Source organism: Kitasatospora sp. NPDC056181 (genome assembly GCF_042266225.1).
In the GTDB taxonomy this organism is placed as follows: domain Bacteria; phylum Actinomycetota; class Actinomycetes; order Streptomycetales; family Streptomycetaceae; genus Kitasatospora.
This window is the reverse complement of the sequence record NZ_JBHJUK010000082.1, coordinates 1-21,113: the sequence shown is the minus strand read 5'-3', so window position 1 is coordinate 21,113 and position 21,113 is coordinate 1. Positions and strand designations below refer to the sequence as shown.

The window sequence follows — 21,113 nt, the reverse complement described above, 5'->3', positions numbered from 1 at the left end:
GGGGGCGGCGGGCGGGGTGGACTCACTTCCCGTCGTCCGGGGGAGTGGGCACGGTGACGACCGGGCAGTGGGCGCGGTGGAGCAGGCCGTGCGGCACGGAGCCGAGCCGCATGCCGGTGAAGCCGCCGTCGCCCCGGCGGCCGACGACGACGGCGAGCGCGTGCTCGGACGCCTTCGCCAGCTCCTCGACGGGGTGCCCGTGGACCACCTCGTGGGCCACGTGGACCTCGGGGTGGAGCCCGCGGGGGCCTGCGGTGGCCTCGACCAGCAGCCGCCGGAGCTCCTGCTCCGTGCTCTGCGGATCGACGCGGCCGATGGCCGGGCGGTGCCACACCTGGACGGCGCGCAGGTCGGCGTGCCGCTCCGCGGCGAGGCCGATGGCGACGTCCACGGCGGCGGCCGACGACGCGCTGCCGTCCACCCCGACCACGACGTACGGGGACTCCTGGGTGACGTGCTCGGGCTCGCGGACGACGACGACCGGGCAGTGGGCCTGGGCGCTGACCGGGACGGTCACCGAGAAGGTGCTCAGCACCTCCTCCATCCGGCTGAGCCGCCGCGTGCCGAGGACGACGAGCCCGGCGCGGGCGGACTCCCGGCACAGAGCCAGCGCCGGCACCTCCTCCGCGACGACGGTGGACACGTCGAGGTCGGGGTGCCGCTCGCGGGCCTCCGCCGCGGCCCGGTCGAGGGTCTCGTAGGCCTGCTCGCGTCGCCTCGCGCGGCGGCGTTCCTCGTCGAGTGCGTGGAAGTCCTGGGGCGGGACGGCGTGCACCAGGAGCAGTGGAAGTCCCCGCCGGGCGGCCTCGTCGGCCGCCCACGCGGTCGCCATCGGCCCGGGGGCCGCGGCGTCGACGCCGAGGACGACCGGACGGTCCCGGCGGTCCGAACTCGCGGCTGTCATGGTTCCTCCACACGGGCTCGGCGAGCGGACGGGGCCACGTCGGCCCGCTCTTGACCTCCCACGCTAGGCAGACCCGCCGCCCGCCGCCCGCCGCCCGCCGCCCGCCGCGCAGGCAGGCACGCACGCAGGCGGGCGCGGGCCGGAGGGCCCGGGGACATGGCCCACTCGGCCCTGCGGCGGCGGCCCCCGAGGGGGGACACTGGGGCCACGACCGGCCGCGCCAGGTCCGGTCCCGAGGAGGTGCGCCATGCCCGTCCAGCAGCTCCCGGCCACGCACACGACCCTCAGACGACACGTTCGCCGCGCCACGGGCCGGGACCGGAACCCGCTCTGCCGTCGGCTCGACCGGGCCTACAGCCGGCTCGTGACCTCACTGGCGCTGGTCCTGGCGGCCGCAGCCGCGGTGTCCGTCTGGGCGGCGCTGCTGGTGTACCGGACGGAGACGCACACCGCCGCCGCGTCGGCTCGGCACCGGCACGCCGTCACCGCGGTGACGACCGGCCCGGCCTGGTCGGACGACTTCCGGGCCGGGGCCCCGCGAGCGCAGGCCGAGGCCCGCTGGGAGTACCCGGCGGGGCCCGGGAGCGGCGCGATCCACGTGCAGGCCGGAACGCCCGTCGGCACGTCCGTCCCGATCCTGCTCGACGACTCCGGGAAACCCGCGGCCGCTGCCAGGAGCACCGGGCTGATCGCCTCGGACGCCGTGCTCGTCGGCCTCGGCACGGGGGCGATGCTCGCGACGGCGACGGCCGGGGCGTACGAGGCCGGGCGCCGCACCCTGGACCGGAGGGCCGAGCGGAGCTGGGAGCCCGACTGGGAGCGGGTGGAGCCGCATTGGTCCGGCCGCGGCTGACCGGACCGGCTGCCGCTGACCGGACAGCCGCCACCGGCCGACCTGCCGACGGGCGGGCCCGACCGGCCCGCCGGTGCACGGGGCGGGCGGGGCGCGCAGAATCGGGGAGGGGACGACCGGGCTATCCAGGGAGCAGGCGATGGACGCGACGGAGTCCGCGGGGCCGGAGCAGACCGTGCGGGTGTTCCTGCTGGACGACCACGAGGTGGTCCGGCGCGGCGTGCGCGACCTGCTGGAGGCCGAACCCGACATCGAGGTCGTCGGCGAGGCCGGCACCTGCGCGCATGCGCTGGCCCGGGTCCCGGCGCTGCGTCCGGACGTCGCCGTCCTCGACGTGCGGCTGCCGGACGGCGACGGCGTGAGCGTCTGCCGGGAGCTGCGGGACGCGCTGCCCGGGCTGGCCTGCCTGATGCTCACCTCGTTCGACGACGACGACGCGCTGCTCGACGCGATCATGGCCGGCGCGTCCGGGTACGTGCTCAAGCAGGTCAAGGGCGCCGACCTGGTCAGCGCGGTGCGCACGGTGGCCTCGGGCCAGTCCATGCTGGACCCGGCCACCACCCGCAAGTTGATGGAGAGCCTGCGCCATCACGACGAGAGCGCGACCGACGTGGCACTCGCCCGGCTGACACCGCGCGAGCGGGAGATCCTCGCGCTGGTGGGGGAGGGAAAGACCAACCGGCAGATCGGCCAGGAGCTCTACCTCGCCGAGAAGACGGTGAAGAACCACGTCTCGCGGCTGCTCGCCAAACTGGGCGTGGAGCGACGCCTCCAGGCCGCCGTCCTGGCCGCGCACGCCGACGCCGACCACGGGGGAGGCGCGCACGCCGAGGCACCACTGCACCACCGGCCGTGAGCTCCCGCGCGCCCGACGGGGCCCCGCGCCCGACGCGAGCCCGCGCCCGCGCCCGACACCGGGCCCGAGCCCGACGGCCCCCGGGATTGAGCCGAACGGCCCAAGCGCCCACCCCGCCCCCGGCCGCACGGTGGTGGTGAGGGGGAAAGTCTCACCGGCCCGGCCGAGGAGCCCACGATGATGTACTGGAACGATCACGGTATGAGCGGCTGGGGATTCGGCCTGATGACCGTGAGCATGCTGCTCTTCTGGGGTCTGCTGGTCTTCGGCGTGGTGGTCCTGGTCCGGTACGTCGGCCACGCCTCCCAGCACCACCCCGCGGCCCCGCCCCCTGCCGCACCGCCCGTCGCACCGCCGGCCGAGCGGCCCACGCCGGAACGGCTGCTCGCCGAGCGCCTCGCCCGCGGCGAGATCGAGCCGGAGGAGTACCGCCGACGCCTGGACGTGCTCCGCGGCGACCCGCCCGCCGTCGGTTGACAGCCGACGGCTGAGCGCGGACCGGTGACCGCGACCGGCCATCGGCCGACCGCGAACCGCTGAAGGCACGCACCCCTGGAGACGGCCATGACCACCCTCACCCTCGACGCCGCCGCGCTGGAGAAGCTCGTGTCCGCAGCGGTCGCCGCACCCTCCCTCCACAACAGCCAGCCCTGGCGCTTCCGGCTCCAGCCGGAGACCTCGACCCTGGAGGTCCGCGCCGCCCGCGAGCGCGCCGTCCCGGCCGCCGACCCCCAGGGCCGCGCCCTGCACATCTCGGTCGGCGCGGCACTGCTCAACCTGCGCGTCGCCGCCCGCCACCTCGGCTGGGCACCGGACGTGCGCCTGCTTCCCGACCCGGCCGAACCGGACCTCTTCGCCGCCGTCCGGCTGGACGCCCCGGCGCCCGTCCGGCTCCCCGGCACGGACCAGCTGTACGAGGCGGTCTGGCACCGCCACACCATCCGCACGCCGTTCACCGAGGACCCGGTCCCGCCCGTCGTCCTCGACGAACTGGTGACGGTCGCACGGGCGGAGGACGCCGTCCTGTACTTCCCCGGCCACGACGAGACGGACCGCCTGCTGGAGCTCACCGCCGAAGCCGAGCGGCGCAACACCACCGACCAGGCCCAGCTCACCGAGAGCCGTCACTGGATCCGCAGCGGGGACGCCGTCCCGTACGGCATCCCCGCCACCGCCCTCGGGCCGCAGGACCGGGCGGGCCGGCTGCCGATGCGGGACTTCGCGGCCATCCGGCCGGCCGAGCACCGCACCCCCGCCACCTTCGAACGCGAGCCGCGGATCGCGGTCCTCGCCACCGACCGCGACGAGCCCGCGGACTGGCTGCGCGCCGGCCTCGCCCTGGAGCACGTGCTGCTCACCGCCACCGTCCACGGCGTCCGCGCCTCGCTGCTCCACCAGGCGATGGAGTGGCCCTACCTGCGCTGGGCCGCCCGCGAGCCGCACCTGCGCCCCGGCCACGTCCAGATGCTGATCCGCCTCGGCTACGGTCCCGAGGGCGCGCCCACGCCGAGGCTGGCCACCGCCGACGTGCTGGAGGACCCGGAGGCGTAGGCACCGCCCGTCGGGGGCGCCCTCGGCCCCGACCGCTGTCAGCCGCCGACCGCCGTCAGCCCCGACCGCTGTCAGCCGCCGACGGACAGCTCGTGGTAGCGGCCGACCGTCTCGAAGCCGAGCGCCGTGTAGAGCGCGACCGCCGCCGGGTTGGCCGCCTTGACGTTGAGGGCGACGTGATCGGCCGTGCCGACAAGGCGCCGGCAGAGCTCCGCGACCACGGCCTTGCCGATGCCCCGGCCACGGGCACGCGGGTGCGTGGTCACGTTGCCCAGGGCGGCTATGCGCTGCTCGGGCGACCACACGTGCACGCCCGCGACGGCGACCAGCTCACCCTTGTCCCGTACGCCGACGTACTGGCCGGTGTCGAGCATGCGCGGGTCGAACCAGTTGCCCGGGTAGGCGGTCTCGTACAGCGCCAGCAGGTCGGGCAGATCGGCACGGGTGAGCTGCTCGCCCCTGGCCTCCTGGCGCAGCAGTCGGTCGTGGTCGGTCAGGGCCATCTTGAGGTGCAGCCCGTTCGACGCCACGTCGAACCGCGAGCCGAGCACGTCCTCCGCCCCCTCGGCGATGTGGGCGTGGAAGCGCCGGGGGAGCAGGACGAGCAGCCCGTCGAGCAACTCCCGCAGCGTGCCCACGCCTTCGGGTCCGTCGAAGGCGAGCAGGGTCGGCAGCCCCGCGCCGTGGTAGACCAACGCGACGCTGTCGCCGAGGCGGTACCAGTTCGTCCAGGGCCAGAAGAAGTCGTCGAGGTCGCCCAACTCGTAGGCGTGCAGCGCGGGATCGCGACGCAGCAGGGCGGCCAACTCGGCCCGGTCATGGACGGAAACGGGTATCATCCGGCCGATCCTAGGGCGTGCCCGTAGCGAACCCACCGTCGCCCCAGACGCACACGTCTTACTCCGACGCCTTGATCAGTGAGAAGGTAGAAGTCTGGCTGGATCACTAGGGCGCCACGATCTGACGGGCCGAATATGGCCAAACGCGATGGGTGATGAATCCGAAAAATCCCCGAGAGTCGGGCCTTGTGTGCGGACAGGTGCGGCCGGACCATTAAGACATGGATGCGTCTCACAGGCTCATGCACCTGCATCCAGATGAGATGACAGTTGCGCGAGCTCTTCAAAAGCTTGCCGCGCCCGGCGAGCCGGTCGAAGGCGGATTCGGCTCACTCTTAGGGGCGGGGCTCACGTGGATCGACGGGCAGGCCAGGCCCGCTCTGGCGCTGTCGCGCGGGGATCGGGAAGGGACCGTGAGTCTCGATTTCCGGTCCATGGAGTCGGACGGGCTGGAACCTCACTCGAAGGAGTTCGACTCGCTGCTGTTACTGCGGGACTACGTGGTGAAGTCGGTTGGCCCGGCCGGTACCGGTGTAGTGGTTTTCGGGCTTCCGACCCCTAGGAATCTGGTGGGCTCCGGGCATGGCGCACGGTGTTCTGGGAGGCCTTCGACGTTCGGGGCGGCGGTCCGAGCGGCGAACGGAAAGCCGGCATTTCTCACGGCTGGGCACGGAGCGCCGGATGAGGGAGCCGGTGCCTACGACGCAGATGGGGGCGAGCTGGTCGGCTTTGTGGCCGCCACTGTCTATCCGGCGCGCGTGAGGCCCGGGGTGGTCACCCCGGATGTCGCCGTGATCGAAGTCCATGACCCGGGGCGGCACGGCATCCCGCAGGCAGGGTGGCAAGTCGCTCGGGGTCGGGAAGGCGATCTGGTCACGTCGTACGGCAGCGTGACCTCCGGGCGTTCCGGAAAGATCTTCCTCTACCTGGAGGAGTCCCTCAGTGAAGCCGGGCCCGCGGTGGGGCTGCTTGGGCAGGTCTTCATGGTCAGGCCGGCCATATCCGCTGGTGGAGACTCCGGTGCAGTGGTTGTGGATGAAGGGAGCTCCCACCTTCTGGGTCATATAGTCGCAGGCTGGCCCGCGGTAGGTGACTACGAGGGCTACAGCATGTTTCAGGATCTGGACTACCAATTGGGCGCTCACGGCGTCACACTTGCTTGATGGCAGAGCGGGAAGCGAGAGTCAGGGAGTATGCCCGGGCACGGATGGCTGCGGGTGAACTCATCGGTTGGGCTGTCACGCGTGACGGTACCGACCCCGTCGAGGTGACATTCGCTGTTCCTGATGACGTGGATCCTGAGAGTTTTCCCGACGAGATCGCAGGCATGTGTGTGCGGCTGCACGTGATCCACCGCCCAATTGATCTATCGCGCGGGTGAGATTCATGTTCATTTCCGGACCCGTCGAGGTGCCGTGGCCGATAGGGGTCGTGGTGTGTACAGCAGTCGTGGCTGCTGTTGCATGCTTAGTCCTGGCCGCAGTCTTCTCATTCATGGACAAGGCTGAGAACGAGGCTCGAAAGGCCGCACGGGAGGCTGTGCCGACGACGAAGCACAGGGCCCCTGCGGCCGGCGAGGCAGCCCGAAATCAAGCCGCCACCGTGGACTACGCCGCCTTGGCGAAGCTGGCGGAGGCATTGGAAAAGCTGAATCGGGCCGGACGATTCCTGATCGCATCGATATCCTTTGCGGCGGTAGCTTCACTGGCGGCCTCAGCGGGGTCAATTGCTGGAGCCGTTCAGTAATACTGGACGGGCGGGATGTGCCGCCTTGGCAGCTTATTGTGTGCGAGTGCTGGCCGTCCTTGCGAAAGACCGGGCCGCTGGTGGAAATTCCTCCGTCACTGGGTCGGCTGCCCGGAGGTCCCTTCCTCCGCCAGCGGGACGCGCCACTCCACAGCGGTGCCGCCGCTCTCGGGGCGGGGGCCGGCCGTGAAGGTGCCGCCGAGGGCGGCGGCGCGGTCGGCGAGGTTGGCCAGCCCGCTGCGCCGGCCGCCGGCCGGCAGGCCGACGCCGTCGTCCGTCACGGTCAGCGACAGCTCGGACCCGGCGGTGAGCGTCACCTCGGCCGAGCCGGCGTGCGCGTGCCGGGCGACGTTGGACAGCGCCTCCTCCAGAACGGCGACGGCCGCGTCCGCGATCTCGGCGGGCACGGTGACGTCGAGCAGGCCGGACATCCGCAGGCCGGGGGTGAAGCCGAGGGTCCGGGCGGCCCGCTCGACCACCTCGACCACCCGGCTGCGCAGACCGGTCGCGGCCGGGCCGCTCTCGCGCAGGCGCAGGCCGAAGATGGTGGCGCGGATGGTCCTGGCCGTCTCGTCCAGGTCGTCGATCGCCCGCAGGACGCGGTCTGACGCCTCCGGGTGGTCGATGAAGCGGGTGGCACCCTGAAGGGTCATCCCGGTGGCGAAGAGCCGTTGGATCGCCAGGTCGTGCAGGTCGCGGGCGATCCGGTCGCGCTCCCGCAGCAGCGCCACCTGCTCGGAGTCCCGGCGCCGCTCGGCCAGCTCCATCGCGACGGCGGCCTGACCGGCGAAGCCCAGCAGCGGGCCGGACTCCTCCTCGCCGAACAGCGCCGACCCCGCCGCCCGGGCCAGCATCAGCACGCCGCGCACCCGGTGCTCCGTGGTGCCGATCGGCACCGCCACCGCCGGGCCCAGCCCCTCCCAGCGCGGCGGCCCGGACGTGATCCGGGGGTCCTTGCGCACGTCGGGGCTGACCACCAGCCCGCCCGTGAGGACCGCGGCACCGACGAAGGAGCCGTGCACCGGCAGCACGAGGCCGCGGTGCGCCTGCTCGCCCAGCCCGGCGGCGATCCGCACCTCCAGCGCGCCGCCGTCCGGCAGCGGCAGCGCGACGACGGCGAGGTCCGCGCCGGAGATCCCGGCGGCCCGGGCGACCAGCAGGTCGAGGACGTCCGGTTCCTCCTTCCCCGACAGCAGGGCGTTGGTCACTTCGGCGCTCGCCGCCAGCCACTGCTCGCGCAGCCGCGCCCGCGCGTACAGGCGGGCGTTGTCGATGGCGACCCCGGCGGCGACGGCGAGGGTGGCCAGCACCGACTCGTCCTCGGCGTCGAAGTCGGCGCCGCCGCGCTTCTCGGTCAGGTAGAGGTTCCCGAACACCCTGTCCCGGACCCGGATCGGCACCCCCAGGAAGGAGCTCATCGGCGGGTGGTTGGCGGGGAAGCCGTACGAGGCGGGGTGGTCGGAGATCCGGGAGAGCCGCAGCGGCTCGGGGTGCCGGATCAGCTCGCCCAGCACGCCGTGGCCGGACGGCAGCGCGCCGATCAGCTTGATCCGCTCCTCGCTGACGCCGACCGGGATGAACTGCGACAGCCGCCGGTCCTCCCCGATCACGCCGAGCGCGCCGTACTCGGCGTCCACCAGGGTGACCGCCGCCTCCACGATGTGCTGGAGCGCCTGGGTCAGCTCAAGGTCGCGGCCGACCGCCAGCACCGCCTCCAGCAGGCTGTGCACCCGGTCGCGGGTGCCCCGGGCCGTGTCCAGACGGGCCTGGAGCTCGTCCAGCAGCTCGTCCAGACGCAGCCGTGGTACGGGGGCGGAACTCTCCGATGCGCTGCCCAAGGGATCCTCCCTGGCTCGCCCTACGCCACCGACCAGCCTAGGGCCGGACTTCCGACTCCCGCCTGCCTGGCGTTCGACGACGGGTCCCGGACAGGCCCCCGAACACCCCCGAACACGCCCCGGCCGGCCGGCTGACCTGTCCGCCCCGCCCGCGTGGGCGTCGCCGTCCGTCGCCGGGGTGTCGCCCTCCGTCGCCCCGGGGCGGTGGTCAGGGCCGGTCGGCCCAGGGCCGGGGCCGCGCGCCCCTGGCGGCTGCCGCGGTTCGGCGGAACGCTGGAGGAGTAGCGGAAGTGGAGCGATCGGAACCGGGCCCCCTCCGGGCCGGCCGCCACCTGCGTCCGCCACCGCCCGCGTCGGCCGCCACCTGCATCGGCTGCCGTCCGGGCCGGCCACCACCCGGCTCCCCGCCGCCCGGCTCCGACGGCGGGGGAGGACCGAGGAGCCCGAGAGGAGTGACCGGGAGATGAAGGCGCTGACCTACCACGGACCGGGCCGCCGTACCTGGGGAGCGGTCCCCGACCCCGTCCTCCGCGACGCCGAGGACGCGATCGTCCGGGTGGACGCGGTCACCATCTGCGGCACCGACCTGCACATCCTCAAGGGCGACGTCCCCGAGGTCGTCGAAGGCCGCGTCCTCGGACACGAGGCCGTCGGCACCGTCACCGAGACCGGGCCGGGCGTGCGCACCGTCAAGGCCGGCGACCGCGTCCTGGTCTCCTGCATCTCGGCCTGCGGCCGCTGCGCCTACTGCCGCGCGGCGGCCTACGGCCAGTGCACCGGCGGTGGCGGCTGGATCCTCGGCCACCTGGTCGACGGCTGCCAGGCCGAGTACGTCCGCACCCCCTTTGCCGACAACTCGCTGCACCGGCTGCCCGAAGGGGTCACGGACGAGGCCGCGCTGCTGCTCGCCGACATCCTGCCCACCTCCTACGAGGTCGGCGTCCACAACGGCCGGGTGGGGCCCGGCGACACCGTCGTGGTCGTCGGCGCGGGCCCGATCGGCCTGGCCGCGATCCTCACCGCCCGGCTCTACAGCCCCGCCCGCATCATCGCGGTCGACCTCGCGCAGGCCCGCCTGGACGCCGCCAAGCGGTTCGGCGCGGACACCACCCTCACCGTCGCCGACGCGACCCCGGAGGCGGTGCGCGAACTGAGCGGGGACGGCCTGGGCGCGGACGTGGCGATCGAGGCGGTCGGCGTGCCCGAGTCCTTCGAACTCTGCACCCGCGTCGTCCGGCCCGGTGGGCGGGTGGCGAACGTCGGCGTGCACGGCAAACCGGCTCTGCTGCACCTGGAGGAGCTCTGGATCCGCAACCTCACCATCACCACCGGCCTGGTCGACACCCACAGCACCCCGCTGTTGCTCAACATGCTCGCCGCAGGCCGGCTGGACGTCGCCGGGCTGGTCACCCACCGCTTCGGCCTGGCCGAGATGCAGGACGCGTACGACGTCTTCGCCGACGCCGGGGAGAACGGCGCCCTGAAGGTCGCCCTCTTCCGGGCGTGACCCAGGGGCACCGGCGGGGGACCGCCGTGACGAGCCGAGGAGCCACCGTGAACCACACCCCCGACCCCGACGTCATCGGACGGGCCGACCCCGCCGACGTCGCCCGCCGCGTCGTCGAGCGGCGCGACCAGCTCGGCATGACCGACCAGATGCTGGCCTACCAGGCCGCGATGGCACCCCGCTACCTTCGGCACCTGCTGAACGCCGGCCCGGCCTTCGACCCGGCCGGGTTCGCCCGGATCGGCGGAGCCCTGCGGATGTCCTGGTCCGAGTTGCTGGAGGGCCGCGCCGACGCCCCGCCGGGACAGTCCGAACCCGGGCCGCGACCGCTCCTGCTCCACCTCACCGAGCCGGAGTGCTGGGCGCTCATCGGCACCCACGGCATCGGCCGGGTCGGACTCCCCGTCCAGCCGGGGCCGGCCGTCTACCCGGTCAACTACGCGGTGACCGAGGGCACGATCGTCTACCGCACGGCGGCCCGGGGCAGCGCCGCGCCGGCGGACGGCTCGCCGGTCTCGTTCCAGGTCGACCACATCGACGACCACCTGAGTCGCGGCTGGAGCGTGCTGGTGCTGGGCGAGGCGCACCACGTTAACGACCCCGACGAGGCCGAGCGGCTCTCGCAACTGCCCGGCACCACCCCGTGGGCCGGCGGCGACCGTCCGCTCTGGGTACGCATCCGCCCCGACGAGATCACCGGCCGCCGCCTCGGCACCGCCTGACGGGCCGTCGGCCCCGGCGGCGACCGCCCGCGGCCCGGCGGTCGGCGCCCGCTGTCCGCGGCCCGCTGCCCGGAGTCGGAGGTCGTGGAATCCGGGGTGCTGGTAAGAACCCTGTCACCAACCGCAGACGGCGGTGATCAGTCCTATGCCCTGGAGGGTGGGGGCAGCGGGGCAGCTCTGTCGTGTTGGCCGTTTCGGCGAGCGTGAGATGGCCTCCCTTCAGCTCGGGCACCTCGTTGCAGATGGTGTTGCGGGAGACGCCGAGGAGCTTCGCGATCGAGGTGACGGTGTTCTCCGGGCAGGCGGGCAGGCGGGCAGGCGGACAGGTCGCGGGCGTGACGTACGGTCACCTCATGCCGTGGGCCGCCTGAACTGCCGGGCGGCAGGATGCACATGCATGCGTCCCAGCGTGGTACGCCGCTCGGCAGGACACCGGGCGGCTACGGCGGGCCAGCGGCTCCACCCGCGGCCGGCCCTTTTCAACCCGGCTTCGAAGATCGCCTCTCGAAGCAGGCGGCCCGGATCTCAACTCCCACGCCGGGATGGCGATCTGGCGCAACCGGGCCATTGGTGCCCGCCGCCTGACCGGCAAGAGCAGCATCGCTTCCGTCCTTCGGCACCATGCCCGCGATGCCCGCCGGCCGCTCACCCTGCTCGGAAGAGGGGTCTGAGTTCATGGATACCAGGGCGTCGCGTACGGGCCCGTTGGCGTTGTCCTCTGCGGGGCCCGGGTCAGGGGCGCCCCGGCGGTGGTGCGCGCCCTCCAGGGGGCTGCCACGGATCGTCGAGAGGGCCTGGCGCGCCTATCCTTGGAGGAGGCGGCTGTAGAGGATTCAGTAATACCTCCGGCGCCGATGAGATCGGACCACCGCCCGGCCTCCGCTGAGGACTCTCCCGGAACTGGCGTGTTCCCCGGACCTGCGTTTGCCAACGAAGTCTCAACGGAAGAGAAGCTTCGATGGACACCGTTATTGTCACCATGCAAGCCGCACAGATGGTCACAGCCGGTCAGGCGGTCCGCATCACCGGATTCCCGGCCACCCCCGGATCGCCGGCCACCCCCGTCACCCCTGCCGTCGCTCCTGCTGTCCCGCAGAGCAACAACCCCGACGACGAGACGTTGCATACCCTTCCGTTCTTTGGGATTGCTCTGCAGACAGCGGACGCCAAGACGAAGGTCGACGTTCAAATAGGCGGTGTTGTCCGAATAGACGGCGCAGTCTTCGGCGGCCTGGGCCCCGGAAAGTCTGGCGCGGTTGGCGTCAACAGTTCGGGAAAACTCGTGCGGGCTAACGCCGTGCGCGTGCGCAAAAACGATCCGAAAAAAGAAAAAGTCTGCATCAGTGCTCCGAACTGGATCGGTGACTGTGACGCTTCGGGCATGGTGACAATCCGGCCCCGCCGCGACACGCGGCTGAACGTGCTCGACTTCGGAGCGGCAGGGGATGGAAAGACCGACGACACGGACGCGCTCCAAGATGCGCTGGACTGCGCAATGCGACTCGAAAAGATGACTGATGAACCGGCGTCCGACGGAAAAGTCGTCTACCTGCCTCCGGGCGACTACCTGATCAGGAAGCCTCTTGTCGTCTCGAACGGTTGCATTCTGGAGGGAGCCGGCTTTGGATTCAGAGGAACTTCCCGCATCATCGCAGATGTTGCAGGCGAAAAGGCGGATTTCAACCTCTCCACCAGGACCAATCCCCTTGAACCCCCTCCACACGACCCTCCAATCCCTCCAGGTATCGGCGGCGGTATCGGTCAAGTCGGAGTAGGCGCCGGAGAGACCGTTTATTGCGCAATTGCTCTGACGGGCTATTGGACCGGATCGCCCGATCGCGGTCGTGCGGACTATGCTGTGCTTCGCCAGTTCACCCTCGAGTCGAGGCCCCTGCAAGCGAGGGGTACCACCGAGGTCGATCTCCATCAGGCCCCGCAGATGGATGGCGTACGAGTTCTGGCGCACGGCCCGTGGATCGAGAAGGTGCGGGTCATTGGCTTCAGGCGTAACGGAATAACGATATACGCAAGCTACCCGCCTCGCTTCACGCCGGAAGTCAATGCCAACCTCACACAGATACGTGATTGCCTCATCATTAGCAATGGCCAGCATGGGCTCGACATCGGCAGCGAGGGTAAGGATAATGCAAATACCATGCTGGTCATGAACGTCTCTGCCACACAAAACGGGCGTGATGGAATTCATGATGCTTCGTATCTCGGCTGCACCTTCGTTTCGTGTCACGCCGAAGCAAACCAGCACCGAAACATCAGCTCCGAAAGCGATGGCGCATGGTCCGTATACGTCGGTTGCTATGCTGAAGTGGATGCACCAGCGGTATTCAAGGGGGGTGGCCATGCCGCTGTGGTCGGAGGGGACATGGATATCACCCCGGACTCAAAGTACTGGGGCTTTGGCGCCGTCAGAGGAGGACCTGGACCCTCTGCCCTGAAAGTGACAAACAACCACTCCGAAGTGCACTTGTATCGGATCGTCAACGGTGGGATCGATATAGATGTGGGCGAGTTGCAGACGCCGCCCGACCCCCCACCAAGGGACCCACCCATCCCACCCTACCCCGCGCAAGGGTACCTATTTCGAGCAATAGTCGGCGGGCATACTCTCGGAGCTAGTCCGGAAAACCCGACCGGTATGCCTATTCAATGGTCCACCGAGGTCCCAACAGAAGGGGGCTTGACAAAAGATCGCGAGGTGATATGGGAATGCGTGGGCAAATGCCCGCCTTCGATCGTAACGTCCAACGCCCTCGGAAGCAATGCGGATTCCACGATCATTCAGGATATTCAGTCCGTGACGATGGACGGCAAGCTGAAACCCGTCGACGGGGATTCCCTCTTCCGTACCCAAGTCCAGATATCTCGGGATCCTGACAGCGATGACGCTCGTATCGGCAGGATTGAAACGTCCCTTCTGAGTGGTGGGTCTTTCCATACGTGCTATCAAAACGCGTACGAAAACGGTCCGCGTCCCGGTGCACTGATGCTTCCGGAAGCCTGGATTGGAAGGCCTGACAATAACGGGGAGCGGCGAATCTGTGTTGTTTATGGCGGAACTCCGTTCGATACCCTTGCAGGTAGCTCAAACTTCTACCGCCCGGGTGATCTGATCCTCAATGGCCTTAGAGATGCAGAGCGCGAAGGCCCGATCGGGTGGGCGGTGCGGGCTCCGTGTGGAAGGGGGCGAGCGGCTTCTATCTGGGCGCCCGGGGCGCACTACATCATCGGGCAAACCGTCAAGCCGAATCCCCCCAATGACTTCCTGTATCGGCTGACCGCCTACAAGCCCGGTGGCCCGTTGAACCCGCACGACAACATCTCCGGTCCAAGTCAGCCGCGGTCCTGGAGCCGGGACCTGCCCCAGCAGGTTGGAGTGGTCACTGAGGATAATTGTCTGAAGTGGGAGACGCTCTATGACTTGGATGTCATCGCAAACAGAAAGTACCTTGAGCCGATTCCACAGGGCGTGCCAGATCAGAAGGACTCGACCACGACGGACATTACCCAGCTGAGAAATGATTTCAACGCACTTCTTGCCAAGCTGAGAGCGGCGCACCTGTTGCGAGAGTAAGCGGAGGCGGACGGGACTGATACCGGGGATGCCGCATCTCATCGACTCCGCCATTGACTGAGCTGAGCGTGGTGAAAGCTGATGGCACAGCGGGCCGGTGGCACTTCGAAGGCGGAGCCAGTATGACTCTTGTGTCGCCAACTATGCGAGCACACGAGCGTCGTGACGGTATGACACCGTGCAGGGAGGCATAACTTTTCCACCTCCGAGCACGCCCTGCGCGATGTCCGAGACGTGGGACAGGTCCGCATGCGCTGGATCGGCCACACACTGGGCGCCGAAGCCGACTTCGTCGTCGCCCCGCAGCTCACCGTGGTCCAGGCCCACGAACTCGCGGTCGCCGCCGAACACGCCTCATCCACGCCGTCCCCCGGCCGACTGCCGCCGGCGTCCACACCGATGTGACCGCGGGTCACGGCAAAGCAGACGCCGCACTCGCCCACCACACCGAAGCCTGAACCCCGACAACCCTCCAGGTTCAGAATCGGGCACTCGCGGATCCCTGGGGCTCAGCACCGACTGCTCGACGGCCGCAGCGGTACGAGGGAGGGGACCCGTCGAGCCCGCAGTGAGGTTCAGGCGGGTGTCCATGTCGAGATTTACCTCCCCGTACGGGCGGATGTGGGACCAGAACAGCGGGGTCAGGCCACGTCGGTCGGCGGGTGTGAGAAGTTCGGCATGAACAGATCCGGCGGTAGCCCGATCGCCCGCACCGTCAGCAGCTTGTCGATCTCGGTGAGCATCGTCACCAGGCTCACGTTGCCCGGCGCCTCCTTGATCGTCCCCAGCACCGGCGGCGCGTCCTTACCCTCTCTGCCACCGCCTGCGGGTCCCAGCGGAGGACGGGCCGTGATCGCCGATCGTCCTCGCTGGGCCTCACTCGCCGGAGTTCTTGCCGGAACCCCAATCCGGCGGTATCCCCCACGCGCCCGGCCGCACCGTCGAGGATGGCCCCATGCCCCACGTACTCGAATCCCCCCGCCCCGACGACGCCCTGGCTCTCGGCCCTCTTCAGCTGAGGGTCTGGCTGGAGACGTATCCCTGTGAGGACGCCGGGATCGACGAAGCCTGGATCCGCGAGCAGCACGGCTCCTCCGCCACGGCGGACGGGATCGCCGGGTGGCGGGCGTTCATCGAGGCGGCGCTGCGGCAGCCGGACCTGCTGTTCTGCCTCGTCGCCCGCTCCGGGGCTGAGGCCGTCGGGTTCGTCTGCGGCCGCCGGGACGAGGCGGTCACGCTCGGCCCGATGTACCTGTTGAACGAAGCCCAGGGCCAGGGGCTCGGCGACCGGATGATGCGCGAGTTCCTCGTGTGGGCGGGGGACACACCCGTGCGGCTGTGGGTCACCGACTACAACACGCGCGCGATCCGCTTCTACCGGCGTCACGGATTCGAGGCCATGGGCGAGCGCGAGCTCTGGCGCGGGAGGCTGCCGAACCTGCGCATGGTACGGGAGCCGTGAGCGCTGCCCAGGGAGCACCAGTTGGCGCGCTGCCCCTTGGACGGGGAGGGAGGGCTCGGCGAGCAGGCGGGGGTCGCGGCGGTGACCTCAGGCGCCGCCGTCCGCGCCGGCGACTTCGGCGCCGTCTGAGTCTCCTCGCCGAAGGCCGCGCCGCCCTGCCCCGGGCGGCGCGGGCCCGGAACCCGACGGGGCGGCGCGCGAGCTTGCGGAACTCGTCGCGGCCGGTCGGAGATCGCTGCGATGGACACGGAGCACGTTGCCTTCGGGGTCGGCGAGGACTCCCAGCCGGAGCCGTCAGGATTCCGGGGCGACGTCAAGCGGTCAGCGCATCACCGCTGGTTGGGGGTGCAGTAGAGGCCGATGCCTCGGGGCACCACTGGTCAGGACACCGGCCCTTGCCTGTCCCGCAGTCGCCCGGCGAACGCCTGCGCGGCGGCCAGGTCCTCGATGTTCGGCCGCTGTTTGTTGATACCGCCGACGAGCTTGAAGGGCGTCCAGGTGTCGAACCCCCGGCATGAGAAGCTCCCCTCCACCTGGAAGCCCTTTCCTTCGAGGAGTCGGACCAGGGGGCGGGTGAAAGGCGCCGGCGGGATCTCGGGGAGCCCGCTGGTGGCGAACACGAACGCCCGGCCCCGCCTGGGGGGAAGTGCCTTGACGAGGTCGGTCAGGCGGGGGTGGAGCCTGCCGTAGAAGACGCCCGAGCCGAATCCCACGAGGTCGGCGTCGGCCAGCTCCGCCAGGTCGGCCTGCTCGGGGGAGACGACCTTCGCGCCCAGAACCTGGGCCATGCCGGCGGCGATGCGACGCGTATTGCCGTGCGACACGGAGGCGCACACGATGACGGTCTTCATCCTCACGATCCCTTCTCTCGCTTCCGGCATGAAGACAGGGCACCGGCGTCAGATGTGACACCACCCAAGTGTGATGGCGGCCACACCGGATGGACGGCGACGAGTCCCCGGCCGCTCAGTGGTCGAGCCATGGATGGTGATGGTGCCGGCCAGGACCGGCGCGGAGACGGGTGTGGCCACCGATGATCATCGGCGTGTGAAGACGGAAGACCGGTCGGTGGCTGCGGGCCGCAGCAGAGATCCCCTCCGTTGGCGGGAGGCGCTCGATGTGGCCACGGGGCGGACCGCGGACCGGTTCGCCCGGGTGGAACCGCGGCGCCGGGCACGGGCGTTCGTCCTGGACCTGCTCGCGGACCTGCTCAGGCCCGGGGCGCGCCGGCCGGGCGGGCCTGCTCGCGCAGCAGTTCGCGGACCAGCGAGAGCGCCGGCCACCGCAGCCGGCCGTGGCGCGCCACCGCGTACGCGCGCAGCACGACGGGCGGGTCGTCCAGCGGGACGAAGCGCACGCCGGGGACGGCCGGCCGTCCCGCGGGCAGCAGCGCCACGCCCAGGCCGGCGGCGACCATGTGCTCGACCAGGCCGAGGCTGTCGGCGCGGTGGGTGACCCGGGGGTCGAACCCCGCCATCGAGGAGAGCGTGCGCACCACCGTCTCGTCGGCGGTGTGGCGGGAGTTGACGATCCAGTCCAGCCCGGCACAGGCGGTGAAGACCCGGACGGCGCCGTCGGCGGGTACGTCCAGGCCCGCCGGTACGCCCAGCCCGCACCGGGCCGTCCACAGCGGGGCCGCGTCGGCCGAGGGGTCGACCGGGGCCGGCGCGAGGTTGTAGTCGTAGGTGAGCGCCAGGTCCACCGTGTCGTCCGCCAACAGCGCCAGTGACTCCGGCGGTTCGTGCTCGCGCACCAGCAGCCGAACCCGCGGGTACGCCTCGGCCAGCCGGACGACCAGGGGGAGAAGGTGGTCCCGCACCCCCGTGAGGTAGCCGGCCACCCGCACCGTGCCGTTCGGCTCGGCGCCCGCGCTCAGGTCGATGCGGGCGGCCTCGACCGCGTCCAGGATGCGCGCCCCGTGCTCGGCGAGCCGTCGGCCGGCCGGGGTCAGCCGCACCCCGCGCCCGTCCGGTTCGACGAGCACCTGTCCCACCTCCTTCGACAGCGCGGCGAGCTGCTGCGACACGGTCGAGGTCGTGACGTGGAGGCTCTCGGCGACGGCGCGCATCGAGCCGAGGCGCGTCAGCTCGCAGAGCAGGGCGAGTCGGCGGGTGTCCATCACTCCATCGTTCATGATTCATGAACGGACTGTCCAGAAATGGCACGTGGACGGCAATGGTCATCAGGCGGTCCAATGATCCCCATGACCCCGTACAAGCAGGCCCCGCCGAGCCGTGGCGGCTCCCGGTCCGGCGCTGCCATGGCACTCGCCGCCATGACCAGCGTCCAGGCCGGCCTCGCCCTCTCGGCCGCCCAGTTCGACCGGCTGGGCCCGGTCGCCGCCGCCTGGCTCCGGCTGGTCTGGGCCGGGCTGATCCTGCTGGTGCTGGCCCGGCCCCGGCGCGCCGACTTCACCCGCGCCGGCCTGCGGGCCTGCCTGGCCCTCGGCGTGGTCACCGCGGGGATGATGTCCCTGTTCATGCTCGCCGTCGCCCGCATCCCGCTCGGCACGGCGAGCGCGCTGGAGTACCTCGGCCCGCTCGCGGTCTCCCTGTACGGCGGGCGCCGGGCCGGTCTGTTGCGGTGGAGCGTGCTGGCCGGCGCGGGAGTCCTGCTGCTGACCGAACCCTGGCACGGCGGCACGGACCTCGTCGGCATCGCCCTCGCGCTCGGCGCCGGCGCCTGCTGGGCCGGTTACATCGTCCTCACCCAGCACGCCGGCGACCAGGTGGAGGGCCTCAAGGGACTCGCGGTGTCCCTGCCGACCGCCGCGCTCGTCACCACCGTCCTCGCCGGCCCGTCCGCGATCGGCGGGCTCACGCCCTCGCTGGTGCTCGTCGGCCTGCTGCTGGCCGCACTCGCGCCGCTGCTCCCGTTCTGCCTCGAACTCCTGGCCCTCCGACGGCTCACCACCGGCGCCTTCGGCACCCTGATGAGCCTGGAGCCGGCCATCGCCACGGCCATCGGCGTCGTGCTGCTCGGCCAGGTCCCCGGTCCGGCCGGCCTGGTGGGCGTCGCCTGCGTGGTGACCGCCGGTGTCGCCGTCGTCCGCACGGGTGGGCGTGCACCCGCCGAAGCTCCCCGCACCCCGGCGGCCGCGGAGGAGCCCACCACGCCGGTGCCCGTCCACCAGGCCGGGTGACCAGGCCGGGTGACCGGGCGGGGTGACCGGGCGGGGTGACTGGGCCAACGCGTGGCCGGCCTGCCGGTGAGTGGCCGGCGGGCCGGTGGGAGGAGTCCGGCGGATGCGGAGGATCGCCGGGGCCCGAAAGTCCCGGTCGGGAACCTGGGAGGCCTGTCACCCTGGGTGGATGCTGCTCAAGCTGACCGGCTCCAGCGGAGCGGGCAAGACCACACTCGCCTTCGCCGTCGCCGACCGACTGGACGGGGTCGTGGTGCACGACTTCGACGAGGTCGGCGTCCCGGCCCCGCCGATCCCGCCCGGCTGGCGCAATCGCACGACCGAGGTGTGGGTGCGCCGCGCGCTGGAGTACCAGGCCCGCGGAACGGACCTGCTGCTGTCCGGCAACTCGCCGTTGGGCGAGGTTCTGGCCGCTCCCTCGGCCCCGTTGCTGAACGGGATCGCCGTCTGCCTGATCGATGTCGCGGACCAGGACCTGCGCGACCGACTCGCCGTACGCGACGGCGGCCGATGGGACCAGGCCGCCACCGACGCCTTCTGCGGCTGGGCGGCCTGGCACCGCGGGCACGCCCGCGACCCGCGCTTCCGGCCCGACGTCATCATCGACGGGAGCCGGCCGGAGATGGCCTGGCACCGGTGGACCACGTGGACCGCAGAGGACCCGCGATGGCGCACCCATCTGATCGACACCACCGGCCGGTCCCTGGCGACGTCCGTGGACCAGGTGGAGCGATGGGTCACCGAACAGCGCGAGGCACACCGGTCGGGCCGGCTGGCCCTCGCCCGAGGCTGGGCGGACGAGACTCCCCGTCCGACCGGCCACGATGCCTGATCCACGGGTGCGCGCGTCCTGACGCCCTGACGTCCTGACGCCTTCCGGGCCTGCGCCCATCGACCCCGGGCCTGACGCCCCCCGGCTCCGCAACCCGTTCGCCGGCGCCCCTGCCCCGGCCCCCGGGCGGGTGCCCGGGCGCCGTTCCGCTGGTCGCGGGGGCTCTGCCAGAATCGGGGTCGTCGCTGGAGAAACGGCAGGGACACGGCAGGGGCACGGCGGGGACGAGGAGGGCACCGGTGGGCGGCGACGTAGAGCGGTCGCGCATTCCACAGCTGCGGTTGGACGAGCTGCTGGAGGAGCTCCAGGCGCGGATCGACGCGGCCCGGGGCACCCGCGACCGGGTGCACAGCCTGCTGGAGGCCGTGCTGTCGGTGGGTCGCGAGCTGGATCTGACGCAGGTGCTGCGGCGGATCGTCGAGGCGGCCGCCGTGCTGGTCGACGCCAGGTACGCCGCGCTCGGCGTGATCGGGCCGGACGGCGAAACATTGTCGCAGTTCCTGACGGTGGGCCTGTCGGAGGAGGAGATCGCGCGGATCGGCCCCTACCCGACCGGCAAGGGGCTGCTCGGCGAGCTGATCCGGCACCCGGAGGCGCTGCGGCTGGCCGACCTCAACGAGCACCCGGCCTCCTACGGCTGCCCGGCGCACCACCCCACGATGCGGACCTTCCTCGGCGTCCCGGTCCGGGTGCGCGACGAGGTGTTCGGCAATCTCTACCTCACCGACAAGCGGGGCGGCGAGGAGTTCGACGCCGACGACGAGTCGGTGATCGCGACGCTGGCCGTCGCGGCGGGCGTCGCGATCGACAACGCCCGGCTGTACGAGGAGGCGCAGCGCCAGCAGCGCTGGCTGAGCGCGAGCGCGGAGATCAACCGGACCCTGCTGTCGGGGACGTCCCGCTCGGACGTCGTGGAGCTGATCGCGCAGCGGGCCCGGGAGATCACCGGGGCGGACCTGGCGGACGTCTCCGTGCCGGTCGCCGGGACGGACACGCTGCGGGTGGAACTGGCGCTCGGCGGGGACACCGCCGGGCGGCTGGGCCTGGTGGTGGCGCAGGACGGGTCGCTGTCGGGCAAGGCGTGCGCCGACGGCTCGCCGGTCACCACGGCCGACTTGGACGGCGATCCGCGGCTGACCGCCGGCCCGCGTCGCTTCGAGGGCCTGGGGCCGGCCGTGGCGGTGCTCGCCCCGCTCAGCGAAAGATCCGGAACTGTCCTCGACGGAAGGGCAGCTGTGCTTGCATGGCGGTCTCCTGCGGCCAGTGCAGCAC

General features: G+C 71.4%; 20 protein-coding genes and 1 pseudogene. 15 read left to right on the top strand and 6 right to left on the bottom strand.

Annotation, left to right across the window (positions count from 1 at the left end):
* Window positions 1-22: 22 nt before the first annotated feature.
* Window positions 23-904: a universal stress protein gene (locus ACFC1F_RS27185; protein ID WP_376162112.1), complete on the bottom strand. Its 882-nt coding sequence runs from the start codon at window positions 902-904 to the stop codon at window positions 23-25.
* 247 nt (window positions 905-1,151) lie between these two features.
* On the opposite strand from ACFC1F_RS27185, the gene ACFC1F_RS27180 reads away from it, so the two are divergent.
* From ACFC1F_RS27180 to ACFC1F_RS27165, 4 genes are all read left to right on the top strand, one after another.
* On the top strand, window positions 1,152-1,757 hold the full coding sequence (locus ACFC1F_RS27180; RefSeq protein ID WP_376162110.1) for a hypothetical protein: 606 nt from the start codon (window positions 1,152-1,154) through the stop codon (window positions 1,755-1,757).
* 139 nt (window positions 1,758-1,896) lie between these two features.
* Window positions 1,897-2,613 carry a response regulator gene (locus ACFC1F_RS27175; RefSeq protein ID WP_376162108.1) on the top strand — a complete coding sequence of 239 codons (717 nt, stop codon included), beginning with the start codon at window positions 1,897-1,899 and terminating at the stop codon, window positions 2,611-2,613.
* Window positions 2,614-2,814: 201 nt separating this feature from the next.
* Window positions 2,815-3,090: an SHOCT domain-containing protein gene (locus tag ACFC1F_RS27170; RefSeq protein WP_376162107.1), complete on the top strand. Its 276-nt coding sequence runs from the start codon at window positions 2,815-2,817 to the stop codon at window positions 3,088-3,090.
* Window positions 3,091-3,177: 87 nt separating this feature from the next.
* Window positions 3,178-4,164, top strand: a complete 987-nt coding sequence (locus ACFC1F_RS27165; RefSeq protein WP_376162105.1) for an Acg family FMN-binding oxidoreductase — start codon at window positions 3,178-3,180, stop codon at window positions 4,162-4,164.
* Between the two features lie 71 nt (window positions 4,165-4,235).
* Here the strand turns inward: ACFC1F_RS27165 and ACFC1F_RS27160 are convergent, their stop codons facing one another.
* On the bottom strand, window positions 4,236-5,003 hold the full coding sequence (locus ACFC1F_RS27160; protein ID WP_376162103.1) for a GNAT family N-acetyltransferase: 768 nt from the start codon (window positions 5,001-5,003) through the stop codon (window positions 4,236-4,238).
* 221 nt (window positions 5,004-5,224) lie between these two features.
* Here ACFC1F_RS27160 and ACFC1F_RS27155 point away from each other — a divergent pair, with 221 nt between their 5' ends.
* From ACFC1F_RS27155 to ACFC1F_RS27145, 3 genes are read left to right on the top strand one after another with little or no spacing between them, the layout of a single operon-like run.
* The gene (locus ACFC1F_RS27155; protein ID WP_376162101.1) at window positions 5,225-6,166 is read left to right on the top strand and encodes a hypothetical protein; all 942 of its coding nucleotides are present in this window, start codon (window positions 5,225-5,227) and stop codon (window positions 6,164-6,166) included.
* Window positions 6,166-6,384: a hypothetical protein gene (locus ACFC1F_RS27150; RefSeq protein ID WP_376162099.1), complete on the top strand. Its 219-nt coding sequence runs from the start codon at window positions 6,166-6,168 to the stop codon at window positions 6,382-6,384. The genes ACFC1F_RS27155 and ACFC1F_RS27150 overlap by 1 nt, the downstream gene beginning before the upstream one ends.
* A 5-nt stretch (window positions 6,385-6,389) precedes the next feature.
* A complete protein-coding gene (locus tag ACFC1F_RS27145) occupies window positions 6,390-6,749 on the top strand; it encodes a hypothetical protein (RefSeq protein ID WP_376162097.1) in 360 nt (119 codons plus the stop codon).
* Window positions 6,750-6,844: 95 nt separating this feature from the next.
* Here the strand turns inward: ACFC1F_RS27145 and ACFC1F_RS27140 are convergent, their stop codons facing one another.
* Entirely contained in the window at window positions 6,845-8,587 is a 1,743-nt protein-coding gene (locus tag ACFC1F_RS27140) for a GAF domain-containing protein (RefSeq protein WP_376162095.1), read from the bottom strand.
* 463 nt (window positions 8,588-9,050) lie between these two features.
* Here ACFC1F_RS27140 and ACFC1F_RS27135 point away from each other — a divergent pair, with 463 nt between their 5' ends.
* The 4 genes and pseudogenes from ACFC1F_RS27135 to ACFC1F_RS27120 form a co-directional block, all read left to right on the top strand.
* Complete coding sequence (locus tag ACFC1F_RS27135; RefSeq protein ID WP_376162093.1) at window positions 9,051-10,094, top strand: zinc-dependent alcohol dehydrogenase family protein; 1,044 nt, start codon at window positions 9,051-9,053, stop codon at window positions 10,092-10,094.
* A gap of 47 nt (window positions 10,095-10,141) precedes the next feature.
* A complete protein-coding gene (locus ACFC1F_RS27130; RefSeq protein ID WP_376162092.1) occupies window positions 10,142-10,816 on the top strand; it encodes a pyridoxamine 5'-phosphate oxidase family protein in 675 nt (224 codons plus the stop codon).
* Window positions 10,817-11,774: 958 nt separating this feature from the next.
* Window positions 11,775-14,405: a glycosyl hydrolase family 28-related protein gene (locus ACFC1F_RS27125; RefSeq protein ID WP_376162090.1), complete on the top strand. Its 2,631-nt coding sequence runs from the start codon at window positions 11,775-11,777 to the stop codon at window positions 14,403-14,405.
* Between the two features lie 201 nt (window positions 14,406-14,606).
* A pseudogene (locus tag ACFC1F_RS27120) lies at window positions 14,607-14,863 on the top strand (cation transporter dimerization domain-containing protein); the annotation flags it as partial.
* A 183-nt stretch (window positions 14,864-15,046) separates the two neighbouring features.
* Here ACFC1F_RS27120 and ACFC1F_RS27115 read toward each other — a convergent pair.
* Complete coding sequence (locus ACFC1F_RS27115) at window positions 15,047-15,196, bottom strand: hypothetical protein (protein WP_376162088.1); 150 nt, start codon at window positions 15,194-15,196, stop codon at window positions 15,047-15,049.
* 164 nt (window positions 15,197-15,360) lie between these two features.
* On the opposite strand from ACFC1F_RS27115, the gene ACFC1F_RS27110 reads away from it, so the two are divergent.
* Window positions 15,361-15,867, top strand: a complete 507-nt coding sequence (locus ACFC1F_RS27110) for a GNAT family N-acetyltransferase (RefSeq protein WP_376162086.1) — start codon at window positions 15,361-15,363, stop codon at window positions 15,865-15,867.
* A 380-nt stretch (window positions 15,868-16,247) separates the two neighbouring features.
* Here the strand turns inward: ACFC1F_RS27110 and ACFC1F_RS27105 are convergent, their stop codons facing one another.
* Both ACFC1F_RS27105 and ACFC1F_RS27100 read right to left on the bottom strand, forming a co-directional pair.
* On the bottom strand, window positions 16,248-16,718 hold the full coding sequence (locus ACFC1F_RS27105) for a flavodoxin family protein (RefSeq protein WP_376162084.1): 471 nt from the start codon (window positions 16,716-16,718) through the stop codon (window positions 16,248-16,250).
* Between the two features lie 359 nt (window positions 16,719-17,077).
* Window positions 17,078-17,986 carry a LysR family transcriptional regulator gene (locus ACFC1F_RS27100; protein WP_376162082.1) on the bottom strand — a complete coding sequence of 303 codons (909 nt, stop codon included), beginning with the start codon at window positions 17,984-17,986 and terminating at the stop codon, window positions 17,078-17,080.
* 84 nt (window positions 17,987-18,070) lie between these two features.
* On the opposite strand from ACFC1F_RS27100, the gene ACFC1F_RS27095 reads away from it, so the two are divergent.
* The 3 genes from ACFC1F_RS27095 to ACFC1F_RS27085 form a co-directional block, all read left to right on the top strand.
* Window positions 18,071-19,009, top strand: a complete 939-nt coding sequence (locus ACFC1F_RS27095) for a DMT family transporter (RefSeq protein ID WP_376162080.1) — start codon at window positions 18,071-18,073, stop codon at window positions 19,007-19,009.
* A gap of 169 nt (window positions 19,010-19,178) precedes the next feature.
* Window positions 19,179-19,841, top strand: a complete 663-nt coding sequence (locus tag ACFC1F_RS27090; protein ID WP_376162078.1) for a hypothetical protein — start codon at window positions 19,179-19,181, stop codon at window positions 19,839-19,841.
* Window positions 19,842-20,080: 239 nt separating this feature from the next.
* Window positions 20,081-21,113: GAF domain-containing protein (locus ACFC1F_RS27085; protein WP_376162076.1), on the top strand; the 1,033-nt coding region annotated here is incomplete at its 3' end.

Coding starts and splice junctions, on each gene's coding strand:
- ACFC1F_RS27125 (WP_376162090.1), top strand. CDS start 11,775: ATGGACACCGTTATTGTCACCATGCAAGCCGCACAGATGGTCACAGCC.
- ACFC1F_RS27110 (WP_376162086.1), top strand. CDS start 15,361: ATGCCCCACGTACTCGAATCCCCCCGCCCCGACGACGCCCTGGCTCTC.
- ACFC1F_RS27135 (WP_376162093.1), top strand. CDS start 9,051: ATGAAGGCGCTGACCTACCACGGACCGGGCCGCCGTACCTGGGGAGCG.
- ACFC1F_RS27165 (WP_376162105.1), top strand. CDS start 3,178: ATGACCACCCTCACCCTCGACGCCGCCGCGCTGGAGAAGCTCGTGTCC.
- ACFC1F_RS27175 (WP_376162108.1), top strand. CDS start 1,897: ATGGACGCGACGGAGTCCGCGGGGCCGGAGCAGACCGTGCGGGTGTTC.
- ACFC1F_RS27090 (WP_376162078.1), top strand. CDS start 19,179: ATGCTGCTCAAGCTGACCGGCTCCAGCGGAGCGGGCAAGACCACACTC.
- ACFC1F_RS27095 (WP_376162080.1), top strand. CDS start 18,071: ATGACCCCGTACAAGCAGGCCCCGCCGAGCCGTGGCGGCTCCCGGTCC.
- ACFC1F_RS27100 (WP_376162082.1), bottom strand. CDS start 17,986: ATGGACACCCGCCGACTCGCCCTGCTCTGCGAGCTGACGCGCCTCGGC.
- ACFC1F_RS27180 (WP_376162110.1), top strand. CDS start 1,152: ATGCCCGTCCAGCAGCTCCCGGCCACGCACACGACCCTCAGACGACAC.
- ACFC1F_RS27185 (WP_376162112.1), bottom strand. CDS start 904: ATGACAGCCGCGAGTTCGGACCGCCGGGACCGTCCGGTCGTCCTCGGC.
- ACFC1F_RS27170 (WP_376162107.1), top strand. CDS start 2,815: ATGAGCGGCTGGGGATTCGGCCTGATGACCGTGAGCATGCTGCTCTTC.
- ACFC1F_RS27105 (WP_376162084.1), bottom strand. CDS start 16,718: ATGAAGACCGTCATCGTGTGCGCCTCCGTGTCGCACGGCAATACGCGT.
- ACFC1F_RS27145 (WP_376162097.1), top strand. CDS start 6,390: ATGTTCATTTCCGGACCCGTCGAGGTGCCGTGGCCGATAGGGGTCGTG.
- ACFC1F_RS27160 (WP_376162103.1), bottom strand. CDS start 5,003: ATGATACCCGTTTCCGTCCATGACCGGGCCGAGTTGGCCGCCCTGCTG.
- ACFC1F_RS27155 (WP_376162101.1), top strand. CDS start 5,225: ATGGATGCGTCTCACAGGCTCATGCACCTGCATCCAGATGAGATGACA.
- ACFC1F_RS27150 (WP_376162099.1), top strand. CDS start 6,166: ATGGCAGAGCGGGAAGCGAGAGTCAGGGAGTATGCCCGGGCACGGATG.